Source organism: Pseudomonas sp. AL10, from assembly GCF_029960685.1.
Lineage (GTDB): Bacteria > Pseudomonadota > Gammaproteobacteria > Pseudomonadales > Pseudomonadaceae > Aquipseudomonas > Aquipseudomonas lactis.
Map to the genome: position 1 here is coordinate 1 of NZ_JASBQZ010000024.1, position 13,234 is coordinate 13,234.

General features: G+C 63.5%; 8 protein-coding genes. 7 read left to right on the forward strand and 1 reads right to left on the reverse strand.

Annotated features, from left to right (window positions below; genetic code table 11):
- Positions 1-232 precede the first annotated feature (232 nt).
- The 6 genes from lexA to QK296_RS19720 all read left to right on the forward strand — a co-directional run bounded on the left by lexA (position 233) and on the right by QK296_RS19720 (position 10,425).
- On the forward strand, positions 233-850 hold the full coding sequence (gene lexA, locus QK296_RS19695) for a transcriptional repressor LexA (RefSeq protein ID WP_020301598.1): 618 nt from the start codon (positions 233-235) through the stop codon (positions 848-850).
- Positions 850-1,464 carry a translesion DNA synthesis-associated protein ImuA gene (gene imuA, locus QK296_RS19700; protein ID WP_003191873.1) on the forward strand — a complete coding sequence of 205 codons (615 nt, stop codon included), beginning with the start codon at positions 850-852 and terminating at the stop codon, positions 1,462-1,464. The genes lexA and imuA overlap by 1 nt, the downstream gene beginning before the upstream one ends.
- Before the next feature lie 7 nt (positions 1,465-1,471).
- Complete coding sequence (locus tag QK296_RS19705) at positions 1,472-2,887, forward strand: DNA polymerase Y family protein (protein ID WP_034135858.1); 1,416 nt, start codon at positions 1,472-1,474, stop codon at positions 2,885-2,887.
- Between the two features lie 136 nt (positions 2,888-3,023).
- A complete protein-coding gene (locus tag QK296_RS19710; RefSeq protein WP_169855926.1) occupies positions 3,024-6,095 on the forward strand; it encodes an error-prone DNA polymerase in 3,072 nt (1,023 codons plus the stop codon).
- Between the two features lie 101 nt (positions 6,096-6,196).
- Positions 6,197-7,909 carry an ATP-binding protein gene (locus QK296_RS19715; RefSeq protein ID WP_169855925.1) on the forward strand — a complete coding sequence of 571 codons (1,713 nt, stop codon included), beginning with the start codon at positions 6,197-6,199 and terminating at the stop codon, positions 7,907-7,909.
- The gene (locus QK296_RS19720; RefSeq protein ID WP_282391210.1) at positions 7,906-10,425 is read left to right on the forward strand and encodes an excinuclease ABC subunit UvrA; all 2,520 of its coding nucleotides are present in this window, start codon (positions 7,906-7,908) and stop codon (positions 10,423-10,425) included. Before QK296_RS19715 ends, QK296_RS19720 begins: the two co-directional genes overlap by 4 nt.
- Positions 10,426-10,528: 103 nt before the next feature.
- Here QK296_RS19720 and tkt read toward each other — a convergent pair whose 3' ends face one another.
- The gene (tkt, locus tag QK296_RS19725; RefSeq protein WP_282391211.1) at positions 10,529-12,571 is read right to left on the reverse strand and encodes a transketolase; all 2,043 of its coding nucleotides are present in this window, start codon (positions 12,569-12,571) and stop codon (positions 10,529-10,531) included.
- Positions 12,572-12,746: 175 nt separating this feature from the next.
- Here tkt and QK296_RS19730 point away from each other — a divergent pair, with 175 nt between their 5' ends.
- Entirely contained in the window at positions 12,747-12,971 is a 225-nt protein-coding gene (locus QK296_RS19730; protein WP_003191862.1) for a DUF465 domain-containing protein, read from the forward strand.
- Positions 12,972-13,234: the final 263 nt, after the last annotated feature.

A 13,234-nucleotide genomic window follows, 5' to 3' on the forward strand; every position in this document is an offset into this window, starting at 1 on the left:
TCAGAGCGGAACCCTAAGTGGCCGTTACCGCAGGAATGGATATGTACACAATCCAGCTGTGTTGACTGTCAGTCCGCCATCGCAGGCAAGCCAGCTCCCACAGTTGGATCGTTGGGTGTCAGGTAGATAGGCGTCGGCTGTCAGGGCGTCATCGCAGGCAAGCCAGCTCCCACAGGTGTAACACCCAGCGCCGACTGACGGTTATTGTCAGAAATTTCCCACAGGAGTACAAATGTACTCCATGACAAACCTGACCCCCCGCCGCACCGCCATCCTGACCTTCATCCGCGAGCGCATCGCGCAACAAGGCCAGCCTCCCAGCCTCGCCGAGATCGCCGAGGCGTTCGGCTTCGCCTCGCGCAGCGTCGCCCGCAAGCATGTGGTGGCGCTGACCGAAGCCGGCTTTATCGAGGTCAACCCCAACCAGGCCCGTGGCATTCGCTTGCTCAATCAACCTGCGCGTCCCGAGTGGCTGGATGTACCGGTGCTCGGCCGTGTGGCGGCCGGTCGGCCGATTGGCGCCGATGCCGAGGTGCACAGCCGCTTGCAACTGGACCCCGCTACCTTCGCCAAAACCCCCGACTACCTGCTGCGAGTGCAGGGCGATTCGATGATTGAAGATGGCATTCTCGATGGCGACCTGGTGGGCGTACGCCGCACTGCCGAAGCCTTGAACGGGCAGATTGTGGTGGCGCGCCTGGACGGTGACGTCACCATCAAGCGTTTCGAGCGCCACGGCGACAGGGTTCGCCTGTTGCCGCGCAACCCGGCGTATCAACCCATCGTGGTCGGGCCCGAGCAGGACCTGGCCATCGAAGGCGTGTTCTGTGGCCTGGTGAGGCAAGGCTGATGGGCGCCGTGGTTGCCCTGGACTCGCTGTTCAATGGCGGGCGAGTCTGGAAGGGCCGGCCCGCCGCGCCCCCGGCCAGCGTACATCCCACGGGGCTGGCGGCGCTGGATGCGGTGCTGCCCAGTGGCGGCTGGCCGGAATCGGCCTTGAGTGAAATCCTGATGGCCCAGGACGGAGTGGGCGAGTTGCAACTGGTGCTGCCCACACTGGCGCGCTTGTCGGCCCTGGGCGAGCGCATTGTGCTGGTGGCGCCGCCCTATACCCCCTATCCCCATGCGTGGCAGAACGCCGGGGTGGATGTGCGCCAGTTGTCCATCATCCGGGCCGAGGAGCGTGACGCGCTGTGGGCGGTGGAGCAATGCCTGCGTTCGGGCAGTTGCGGGGCGGTGTTGTGTTGGCCGCGCAAGGCCGATGATCGTGCCTTGCGGCGTTTGCAGGTAGCGGCGGAAACCGGGCAGACCCTGGCGTTTGCCTGGCGCTCCTTGAGCGAGGCGATCAATGCCTCGCCCGCCGCCCTGCGCTTGGCGGTCGAGGCCAGGCCCGCGCAAGTGCGGGTGCTCAAGTGCCGTGGCGGGCTGGCCCATCCGGCGCCGATTGCCCTGGCGGGGCATTGAGGTTGCCATGCGTTGGGTGTGTATTGTCTTCCCGCAATTGGCGCTGGACGGGGCACAGCGTGTGCACCCCGAACCCGAGCAGCCGCTGGCGCTGCTGGCCGGCACGCCGCAGCGGCGTGTACTGCAAACCGTCAACGCCGCCGCCCGTGCCTTGGGCCTGCGCCCCGGGCAATCGTTGACGGCGGCCCATGCCCTGGTCAAGCACTTTGCCTGTGTCGAATACGACCCGTTGGAGATCGAGCGCCTGCAGCAGTTTCTGGCCGCCTGGGCCTATCGTTTCAGCTCCCAGGTCAGCCTGTATTACCCACGGGCTTTGTTGTTCGAGATCGAATCGAGCCTGGGCCTGTTCGGGCCCTGGCCGCACCTCGAGGCGCGTTTGCGCAAAGAGCTGACCGAACTTGGCTTTCGCCATCGCATCGTCGCTGCGCCCAACCCGGCGGCGGCGCGGATATTGGCAAACGGCTACGACGGCCTGGCCGTGGCCGATGACCGCGCCCTGATGCAGGCCCTGGCATCGTTGCCTATCGACCGCGCGGGCCTTGAACCCCAGGCCGCCACCGCCTTGTCGCGCATGGGCCTGCGCAGCCTGGCCCAGGTGCAGGCCTTGCCACGGCATACCCTGGCGAGACGCTTTGACGCCAGCCTGCTCAAGCACCTCGACGCCCTGAGCGGGCAGCGGCCATTGGCCCTGGAGTTCTATCAACCGCCCGACCAGTTCGATGCACGCATCGAGTTGAATTTCGACGTGCAATCCCACCAGGCGCTGTTGTTCCCCTTGCGGCGCTTGACCGGCGATCTGTCCGCTTTCCTGTGCGGGCGTGACAGTGGCGTGCAGCGCTTTGACCTGCACCTGGAACACGCCCAGGCACACGACAGCGTGATCAAGGTGGGCCTGCTCAGTGCCGAGCGCGAGCCTTCGATGTTGTTCGAACTGGCCCGTGGGCGCCTGGAACAGGTACAGGTCACCGCGCCGGTGCGGGGTGTGCGCCTGGTGGCCGAGGACTTGCCGGTGTTCGTGCCGCAACGCCAGGACCTGTTCGACGACCGCCCGCAACAAACCCTGCCGTGGGAACAATTGCGCGAACGCCTGCGGGCGCGCCTGGGGGATGAGGCGGTGCAGGGCCTGCGATTTCAGGCCGACCACCGCCCCGAATGCGCCTGGCAAGCCGCGACCGACAGCCAGCCGTGCCCGAGCTTGAACAAGGTCCGGCGCCCCGGTTGGTTATTACCGCAACCGACCTTGCTGGCCGAACACGGCGTACAGATCCTGATGGGCCCGGAGCGCATCGAATCCGGCTGGTGGGACGGCGCCGATGTGCGTCGCGACTATTACCTGATCCAGACCCGCGCCGGCCAGCAGGGCTGGGCTTATCGCACGGTAGGGCAAGGCGATGGGCTGTGGTTGCAAGGGTGGTTTGCATGAGCCCCCTTGAGCCGCCACCTACTGTAGGAGCGAGCTTGCTCGCGAAGGTCGTCAACGATAACGCGGGAAACCAGGATGAACGCGGTGCCCTCGGGTTTTTCGCGAGCAAGCTCGCTCCTACAGGGGAGGAGGGAGTATGAATTATGCCGAGCTGCACTGCCTGTCCAACTTCAGCTTCCAGCGCGGCGCCTCCAGTGCGCTGGAACTTTTCGAGCGCGCTAAAGGCCAAGGCTACAGCGCCCTGGCGATCACCGATGAATGCACGCTGTCAGGCATCGTGCGTGCCTGGCAAGCTGCCAAAGCCGTAGACTTGCCGTTGATTATCGGCAGCGAAATGCACATCGAAAACGGCCCGAAACTGGTGCTGCTGGTAGAGAGCCTGAGCGGTTACCAGCACCTGTGCCGGCTGATCACCCTGGCCCGGCGGCGGGCTGAAAAGGGCCGCTATCGCCTGCTACAGGAAGATTTCGAGCAACCGTTGCCTGGTCTTTTGGCGTTGTGGGTAGCGCAAGACAGCGACACCCAGGCCAGCCTCGACTGGCTGCGCCGCACCTTCGACCAGCGCCTGTGGCTGGCGGTGCATCTGCATTGCGGCCAGGACGATGCGCGCCATCTGCAACAGCGCTTGCAACTGGCCCACAGTCTGCAAATCCCTGCCGTGGCCTGCGGCGATGTGCATATGCATGCGCGGGGCCGCCGGGCCCTGCAAGACACCATGACCGCCATCCGCCACCACGTGCCGGTGGCCGAAGCCGGCACGCGCCTGCACCCCAATGGCGAACGCCACCTGCGTAGCCTCGATGCGCTGGCGGCGCTGTATCCCCAGGCCTTACTGGATGAAACCCTCGCCATCGCGCGGCGCTGCACCTTCGACCTCGGCCAGTTGCGCTATCACTATCCACGCGAGCTGGTACCCGCGGGGCATGACGCCCAATCCTGGCTGCGCACCCTCACCGAAGAAGGCATCGCCCAGCGCTGGCCCGAAGGTATCGACGACAAGACCTTGCAGCAAATCCAGCGTGAACTGCAGCTGATCAGCGAGCTGGGCTACGAAAGCTATTTCCTCACCGTGCATGACATTGTGCGCTTCGCCCGCAGCCGTTCGATCCTGTGCCAGGGCCGTGGTTCGGCGGCTAACTCGGCGGTGTGTTTTGCCCTGGGCATCACCGAAATCAACCCGAGCCTGACCAACCTGCTGTTCGAGCGCTTCCTGTCCAAAGAGCGCAACGAGCCGCCGGACATCGACGTGGATTTTGAGCACGAACGCCGCGAAGAGGTGCTGCAATACGTGTTCCAGCGCTATGGCCGCACCCGTGCAGCCTTGACGGCGGTGGTCAGCAGTTACCACGCCACGGGCGCGGTACGTGATGTTGCCAAGGCCCTCGGGCTGCCGCCGGACCAGATCAACGCCTTGGCCGATTGCTGCGGGCGCTGGAGCGATGAGGCGCCACCGTTGGAGCGCCTGCGTGAAAGCGGCTTCGACCCGGACAGCCCACTGCTGCGCCGGGTCTTGACGCTCACCCAGCAACTGATCGGTTTTCCCCGACACCTGTCCCAGCACCCTGGCGGCTTTGTGATCAGCGAATACCCGCTGGACACCCTGGTGCCGGTGGAAAATGCGGCCATGGCCGAGCGCACCATTATCCAGTGGGACAAAGACGACCTCGACGCCGTCGGTTTGCTCAAGGTGGATATCCTCGCCCTGGGCATGCTCAGCGCGATCCGCCGCTGTTTCGATTTGCTGCGCCGGCATCGCCACCGGGACTTGAGCCTGGCCACGATTCCCAAAGAAGACCCGGCCACCTACGCCATGATCAGCAAGGCCGACACCATCGGTGTGTTCCAGATCGAGTCGCGGGCGCAGATGTCGATGTTGCCCAGGCTCAAGCCGCAGACGTTTTATGACCTGGTGATCGAGGTTGCCATTGTGCGCCCCGGGCCGATCCAGGGCGGCATGGTGCATCCGTATTTGCGGCGGCGGAACAATGAAGAGCCCACGACCTATCCGTCGCCACAATTGAAAGCCGTGCTGGAACGCACCCTGGGCATCCCGCTGTTCCAGGAACAGGTGATGCAAATCGCCATGGTCGCCGCCGACTACAGCCCCGGCGAGGCCGACCAGTTGCGCCGCTCCATGGCCGCCTGGAAACGCCACGGCGGCCTGGAGCCCCATCAGCAACGCCTGCGCACCGGCATGCTCAAAAACGGCTACACCGAAGCCTTTGCCGCGCAGATTTTCGAGCAGATCAAGGGCTTTGGCAGCTATGGTTTCCCTGAGTCCCACGCCGCCAGTTTCGCCTTGCTGACCTATGCCAGTTGCTGGCTCAAATGCCATGAGCCGGCGGCCTTCGCCTGCGCCTTGATCAACAGCTGGCCCATGGGCTTCTACAGCCCGGACCAGATCCTGCAGGACGCGCGGCGCCATCGCTTGCAGATCCGCCCGGTGGATGTGCAGGCCAGTGACTGGGACTGCAGCCTGGAGCCCATCGACGGCCAGCAACCGGCGATTCGCTTGGGCTTGCGCATGATCTCGGGGTTTCGCGAGGAAGACGGGCGGCGTATCGAAGCGGCGAGGCAGCAGCGGCGGTTCAACGACATCGCTGACCTGGACGCGCGCGCCGGCCTGGATACGCGTGCCCAGGCGCTGCTGGCGGATGCCGGGGCCTTGCGCGCCCTGGCCGGCAACCGCCATCAGGCGCGCTGGGACGTGGCCGGTGTGCATCAGCAACTGGGCTTGTTTGCCGGCCTGCCGAGCCCCGATGAAACGCGGGTGGCATTGCCCGAGCCCACGGTAGGCGAAGATTTGCACGCCGATTACGCCACCCTCGGTACCACCCTGGGGCCCCATCCCCTGGCGTTGTTGCGCGCCGAGTTACACCGGCGCCGCTGCCGCAGTTCCCAGGAGTTGCTGGCGGTGGAACATGGGCGCAACGTGAGCATCGCCGGGCTGGTCACAGGGCGCCAACGCCCAGGCACGGCGAGCGGCGTAACCTTTGTCACCCTGGAAGATGAGTTCGGCAACCTCAATGTGGTGGTCTGGCGCGACCTGGCCGAGCGTCAGCGCCAGGCGCTGGTGGGCTCGCGTTTGCTCAAGGTGGACGGTCGTTGGGAGGCGGTGGGTGAGGTGCGGCATTTGATCGCGGGGCGCCTCACCGATTTGACGCCGCTGCTGGATGGAATGGTGGTGCGCAGCCGGGATTTTCATTGAGTTCCAGGGGTTTGTGCATTCCTCTGTGTTCAGGATGAAACCATCCACCGCTGGCGCGCTCCAAAACTTGCGACTGTCTTGTCCCTGCACAGAGCCCAATCATGCAATTTTTATCCAACCCCCACGGCTGTGAAGGCTGGGCCGGCGAAATGGCCCAGCGGATTCGCACGTTTGACTGGTCAAGTACCGACCTTGGCCCCTTGGATCAGTGGTCCACGAGCCTGGCGTGCACCGTGCAAATGATGCTGGCCTCACCCGTGCCGATGGTGATGCTGTGGGGGCGGGCGGGGTACATGATCTACAACGACAGCTATTCGGCATTTGCCGGCGGGCGCCATCCCTACCTGTTGGGTACACCGGTGGAACTGGGCTGGCCGGAGGTGGCCGAGTTCAATCGGCATGTGGTGGATACGTGCCTGGCGGGCGGCACCTTGTCGTTCAATAACAAGGAGCTGGTGCTATCGCGTCACGGCCAACCGGAAAGCGTATGGCTGGACCTCTATTACAGCCCCGTGGCCGGGGACAACCAACAGCCGGCCGGGGTGCTGGCGATTGTGGTGGAAACCACCGAACTGGTGAAGTCCGAGCGGGTGCGCCAGGAGCTCACCCATAATCTGGAGCAACGCGTAGCCGCTGAAGTGCAGGCGCGGTCGGCCGCAGAAGACCAGTTGCGCCAGTCACAGAAGCTGGAAGCGATTGGCGGCCTGACCGGGGGCGTGGCCCATGACTTCAATAACTTGCTGCAAGTGATCGCCGGCAACCTGCATTTGCTCGCCAGGCATGAACCGGACAACCCCCAGGTGCAACGTCGCGTCACCGCGGCCATCGCCGCCGTGGAACGTGGGGCCAAGCTGTCGTCGCAACTGCTGGCCTTTGCCCGTCGCCAGCCCTTGTCGCCGGCGGTGTACAACCCGCAGCGCATCTACGCCGGCCTGGGCGAGCTGTTGCAACGGGCGCTGGGGGAAACCATTCATATCGACGTGCAATTGCCCCAGGATTCCTGGTGCATCAATGTCGACCGCAACCAGTTGGAAAACGCGCTGCTCAACCTGGCGATCAATGCCCGCGATGCCATGCAGGGCGAGGGCGTGATTCGTATCACCGGGGAAAACGTCATCCTCAACCCGCACGATTGCGTCGGTAAAAGCATCAAGCCCGGCGAATACGTGCGCCTGGCAGTGGCCGACACCGGCGTGGGCATGTCCGAGGCAACCCTCAAGCGCGCATTCGAACCCTTCTTCACCACCAAGCGCGAAGGCCACGGTACCGGCCTTGGACTGAGCATGGTGTTTGGTTTTGTGCGCCAAAGCGGCGGGCATGTGGACATGTGGAGCGAGGAGGGCAAAGGCTCGGTGGTGCAAATGTATTTCCCCCACTGCCTGGAACCCGAATGCCTTGAGGACTACAGCGATGTGGACCTGCAAGCCAGCGGCCAGGAAACCATCCTGGTGGTCGAGGACAATGAAGGCGTACGCCTGACGGTGGTCGAGTTGCTGCAGCAGTCGGGCTATACCGTACTGACCGCTGAGGATGGCGACCGCGCGATGCAAGTGTTGCAGCGCGGCGTGTCGCCGGACCTGATCTTTACCGACGTGGTGATGCCCGGTCGGGTCAAGAGCACCGACCTGGCCACTTGGGCTCGTGCGCAGAACCCGCCAGTGCCGGTGCTGTTTACCTCCGGCCACACCCGCGACATTCTGTCTTCCAATCATCTGCTCAGCGCCGATATCCACCTGCTGAGCAAACCCTACAGCCCCGATGCCCTGACCCAACGCGTGCGCAGGGTGCTAAGCGCAAGACAAGGTTGCCCATGACATCACCGCGCAACATCCCACCGCTCACCGCCCCGCAAACGGGCTTCGTCAGGGTGCGTGGCGCCCGTGAACATAATTTGCGTAATGTCGATGTGGATATTCCCCGGGACGCCCTGGTGGTGTTTACCGGCGTGTCTGGCTCTGGCAAATCGTCCCTGGCGTTTTCCACGGTGTATGCCGAGGCCCAGCGCCGCTATTTCGAATCGGTGGCGCCCTATGCGCGGCGCCTGATCGATCAGGTTGGCGTGCCGGATGTAGACAGCATCGAAGGCTTGCCGCCTGCCGTGGCCCTGCAACAGCAACGCGGTACACCCAGTGCGCGCTCGTCGGTGGGCAGTGTCACCACCTTATCGAGCTTGATCCGCATGCTCTATTCCCGCGCCGGCCGTTATCCGAAAGGGCAGGCCATGTTGTACGCCGAGGACTTCTCGCCGAACCTGCCCCAGGGCGCGTGCCCGCAATGCCACGGCCTGGGCCGCGTGTATGAAGTGACCGAAGCGCTGATGGTGCCCGATCCGTCCTTGACCATCCGCCAGCGCGCAGTGGCGTCCTGGCCGTTGGCGTGGCAGGGCCAGAACCTGCGCGACATCCTCGTGACCCTGGGCTATGACGTGGACATCCCGTGGCGCGAACTGCCGAAAAAGCAGCGCGACTGGATTCTGTTCACCGAAGAAACCCCCACCGTACCGGTGTACGCCGGCTTCACCCCACAGCAAACCCGCGAGGCGTTGAAACGCAAGTTGGAGCCCAGTTACCAAGGCACCTTCAGCGGCGCCCGGCGCTATATCCTGCACACCTTCGCCCACACCCAAAGCGCACTGATGAAGAAGCGCGTGTCGCAGTTCATGCAAGGCAATGCCTGCCCGTTGTGCGAGGGCAAGCGCCTGAACCAGGCGGCGCTGTCAGTGAAGTTTGCGGAGGTGGATATCGGCGAGTTGTCGCAACTGTCTCTGGCGCAATTGGCCGACTTGCTGCGGCCGGTGGCGGCGGGGCAGGACAGGATGAAGCTGTCGGTGGAAAAACGCCTGGCGGCCCAACGCATCGCCCAGGACCTGCTCGAACGGGTCAACACCTTGATCGAACTGGGCCTGGGCTATCTGTCCCTGGAGCGCAGCACGCCGACCTTGTCGTCGGGGGAGTTGCAGCGTCTGCGCCTGGCCACCCAATTGGGCTCGCAGTTATTCGGGGTTATTTATGTGCTCGATGAGCCGTCGGCGGGTCTGCACCCGGCGGATGGCGAAGCGTTGTTCACTGCGCTTGATCGTTTGAAAGCCGCAGGCAATTCGCTGTTTGTGGTGGAGCATGACCTGGAAACCATGCGCCGCGCCGACTGGCTGATCGACGTGGGCCCGGCTGCCGGCGAGCATGGCGGGCAAGTGTTGTACAGCGGGCCGCCCGCAGGGTTGGCGGACGTCGAGGCCTCGCAGACCCGTGAATACCTGTTTGCCCCACCTCGCCCGGCCAATGCGCCAAGCCGCGAGCCGGCCGGGTGGCTGAAGCTCACAGGCGTGACGCGAAATAACCTCAAAGATTTGAACGTGGATTTCCCGCTGGGCTGTTTCACCGCGGTGACCGGTATTTCCGGCTCGGGCAAGTCCAGCCTGGTCAGCCAGGCGCTGCTGGAGCTGGTGGGCACGGGTCTGGGGCGTGTGCTGGAAAGCGACGAGGAGCCGAGCCTGGAAGATGCCGCACCGCAAGCCAGTGGCGGGCGCATCAGCGCCGGGCTGGAGCACATCCAGCGCCTGGTGCAGGTGGACCAGAAGCCCATCGGCCGCACGCCGCGCTCCAACCTGGCGACCTACACCGGGCTGTTCGACAACGTGCGCAAACTGTTCGCCGCCACGCCAGCGGCCAAAAAGCGCAATTACGATGCCGGGCAGTTCTCCTTCAATGTCGCCAAGGGCCGTTGCCCGAACTGTGAGGGTGAAGGTTTTGTCAGCGTCGAGTTGCTGTTCATGCCCAGCGTGTACGCGCCATGCCCGACCTGCCACGGCGCGCGCTATAACCCCGATACCCTGGCGATCAAATGGCAGGGTTTGAACATCGCCCAGGTGCTGGGGCTGACGGTGGAGCAGGCGGTGCAGGTGTTCGCCGAGCAACCGGGCATCCTGCGCTCGTTAGTCGTGCTGCGCGATATAGGCCTGGGTTATCTGCGCCTGGGGCAGCCGGCTACCGAGCTGTCCGGCGGCGAAGCCCAACGCATCAAGCTTGCTACCGAGCTGCAACGTAACGCCCGGGGCGCCACCTTGTATGTCTTGGACGAACCGACCACCGGCTTACACCCCAAGGACGTCGATCGTTTGCTCAGCCAGTTGAATCATTTGGTGGAGGCAGGGCATACGGTGGTTGTGGTGGAGCACGAAATGCGCGTGGTGGCCCAGAGTGATTGGGTGATTGATATCGGCCCGGGGGCAGGGGACTTGGGGGGGAAGGTGGTGGCGTGCGGTACGCCGCAAAAGGTTGCCAAGAGCAAACACAGCCGCACTGCACCTTATCTAGCCCAATCACTGATCTAATAACCAACTGTAGGAGCGAGCTTGCTCGCGAAAAACCTCAACGATAACGCGTTCGTCCTGAATAAACGCGGCGCCTGCGAGTTCTTCGCGAGCAAGCTCGCTCCTACAAGATCTGTTGCTTGGCCAGCTTCACCACATTCTCCACAGTAAACCCGAACTTCTCCTGCAACTTGGCCAGCGGTGCCGAGGCGCCGAAGCTGTTCATCACCACTTTGGCGCCGGTCTGCCCGACGTAGCGGTCCCAACCTAAGGGCCCTGCCTGTTCCACCACTACGCGGGCTTTCACCGCCGGTGGCAGGACGCTGTCGCGGTAGGCTTGATCCTGGTCTTCAAACAACTCCCAACTGGGCATCGACACCACGCGAGCGCCAATGCCTTGGTCTTTGAGCTGCTCATACGCGGCCACCGCCAGGCTGACTTCGCTGCCGGTGGCGATCAGGATGACCTCAGGTTGATCCGCACCGGCCAACACATAGGCACCTTTGGCCGCACCGGAGGCGGGGGCATAGTGGTTGCGGTCGAGGGTCGGCAGTGCCTGGCGCGATAACACCATACAGCTGGGCCGATGGGTTTGTGCCAGCGCCACCTTCCACAGTTCCAGGGTTTCATTGGCATCGCCTGGGCGCAGGGTCAACAGCCCCGGGGTGGCGCGCAATTGGGTCAGGTGTTCGATAGGTTGGTGTGTCGGCCCATCTTCGCCGACGCCGATGGAGTCATGGGTAAACACGAAGATCACCGGCAACTCCATGATCGCCGCCAGGCGGATCGGCGGTTTCATGTAGTCGCTGAACACCAGGAAGGTCGAGGTGTACAGGCGCAGGTAGGACAGCGCCATGCCGTTGGCAATGGCGCCCATGGCGTGTTCGCGGATACCGAAGTGCAGGTTGCGCCCGCTGTAGTCATCCGCGCTGAAACGCCCGGCACCGTCGAAGGTGAGGTTGGTCTTGGTCGAGGGCGACAAATCCGCCGAACCGCCCAGCAACCATGGAATCTGTTGGGCGAAGGCATTCAATACCTCGCCGCCCGAAGCACGGCTGGCGACGCCTTTGGCATTGGCGGCAAAGTCTTGCAGGTGCGCTTGCCATTGTTCGGGCATTTCCCCGGCGCGCATGCGTTGCAGTTCATCGGCCCGTTGCGGGTCGAGGGCCGCCAGGGTCTGGTTCCACTCGGCGTACAGCGGCTCGGCGCGTTCGTAAAGGGCATCGCGCAACACTGTGCGAGCCTCTTCGGGCACGAGAAAACTTGAATCCTGTGGCCAGCCATAGGCGGCCTTGGTCAGGCGAATTTCGTCCTCGCCCAGTGGCTCGCCATGGGCCGCAGCGGTGTTGTGTTTGTGCGGTGAGCCGTAGCCGATCACGCTGTCCACCACGATCAAGGTGGGGGCGCCGGTGTTGGCCTTGAACGTTTCCAATGCCACGCTCAAAGCCTGCAAGTCATTGGCATCGGTGACATGCACGGTGTGCCAGCCATAGGCCCGGAAGCGTTGGATCACGTCTTCACTGAACGCCAGCTCAGTGTGGCCCTCGATGCTGATGGTGTTGTTGTCGTAGATCCAGCACAGGTTATCGAGCTTCAAATGCCCGGCCAGGGACGCGGCTTCGCTGCTGATGCCTTCCATCATGTCGCCGTCACCGCACAGGGTGTAGACGTCGTAGTCAAACAGTACCTGGCCGTCGCGGTTGAAACGCTGGCCCAGCCAACGCTCGGCCATGGCCATGCCCACGCTGTTGGCGCAGCCCTGGCCCAACGGGCCGGTGGTGGTTTCCACGCCGGTGGTCATGCGGTACTCGGGATGGCCTGGGGTCTTGGAGCCGATCTGCCGGAACTGCTTGATATCGTCCAGGCTGACGGCCGGCTGGCCTGAGCGCTGGCCATGGGCATCGATCTCCACCACACCGGCCAGGTGCAACAGCGAATACAGCAGCATCGAGGCATGCCCCACCGACAATACAAAACGGTCACGGTTGGGCCAGTCGGGATGCTCGGGGTGATAACGCAGGAAGCGACTCCACAACGTATAACCCACCGGCGCCAGGCCCATGGGCGTGCCCGGATGGCCCGAATTGGCCTTCTGCACGGCATCCATGGCCAGGGTTCGTAGGGTGTTGATGCATTGGGTGTCGGCAGCGGTGGCAACGTGATTCATAAAACCGTTCTCCCTGGGGTGGCGATCTACAGTTGAGGGCAGGGTGGGGCAAAGGTTTGATCCCATCGCATGCGCCGCGACGAACGGGATGCTAATGATCTCAAACATGACAAGACCGGTTGGAATGGGCTAGCTTCAAGGGCGTAGACCATCGATCAATTTGTGGAGGTACGCCATGCCAGTGAAACACGACCTGTATCAGGACTTGGGGTTGAGCAAGGAAGTTGTTCACGAACGCAGGGCGCAGGACAAACGGTTGGATTCGTTGCTCACCCAATATGATGCTGCCGACGGGGAGGTGCTGGCGGCGGAAAAAGCCAGTGCCAGCGATGAGGAGGTGGAAAAGCTGAAGAAGAAACGGCTATTGGTCAAAGACGAAATTGTGGGGCGGCTGGGTTAGGCAATCCCTCGCCACACACTTGGAATGTGCACATTTGTTCAGAATTGTCTGGAGGACAAATGCCGTTTCACTCCTTATGATGCGCCCCGTCCACTCGGCTCTGGGGCTTGTTGCGGCGCAAGGATTGCGTTGTTTGAGCCGGGTGGGCATCCTCAGAATTCATGCAACACAGGGCCGAATCGGTCGGCTGCAAATGCTGCCTGTGGGAGCTGGCTTGCCTGCGATGGCGGCCTTCCAGGCGACGCCTATCCACCTGACACCCC

What these genes read in the sequence shown, in the direction of transcription:
- lexA (WP_020301598.1), top strand. Translation starts at nt 233, where the DNA reads ATGTACTCCATGACAAACCTGACCCCCCGCCGCACCGCCATCCTGACC.
- imuA (WP_003191873.1), top strand. Translation starts at nt 850, where the DNA reads ATGGGCGCCGTGGTTGCCCTGGACTCGCTGTTCAATGGCGGGCGAGTC.
- QK296_RS19705 (WP_034135858.1), top strand. Translation starts at nt 1,472, where the DNA reads ATGCGTTGGGTGTGTATTGTCTTCCCGCAATTGGCGCTGGACGGGGCA.
- QK296_RS19710 (WP_169855926.1), top strand. Translation starts at nt 3,024, where the DNA reads ATGAATTATGCCGAGCTGCACTGCCTGTCCAACTTCAGCTTCCAGCGC.
- QK296_RS19715 (WP_169855925.1), top strand. Translation starts at nt 6,197, where the DNA reads ATGCAATTTTTATCCAACCCCCACGGCTGTGAAGGCTGGGCCGGCGAA.
- QK296_RS19720 (WP_282391210.1), top strand. Translation starts at nt 7,906, where the DNA reads ATGACATCACCGCGCAACATCCCACCGCTCACCGCCCCGCAAACGGGC.
- tkt (WP_282391211.1), bottom strand. Translation starts at nt 12,571, where the DNA reads ATGAATCACGTTGCCACCGCTGCCGACACCCAATGCATCAACACCCTA.
- QK296_RS19730 (WP_003191862.1), top strand. Translation starts at nt 12,747, where the DNA reads ATGCCAGTGAAACACGACCTGTATCAGGACTTGGGGTTGAGCAAGGAA.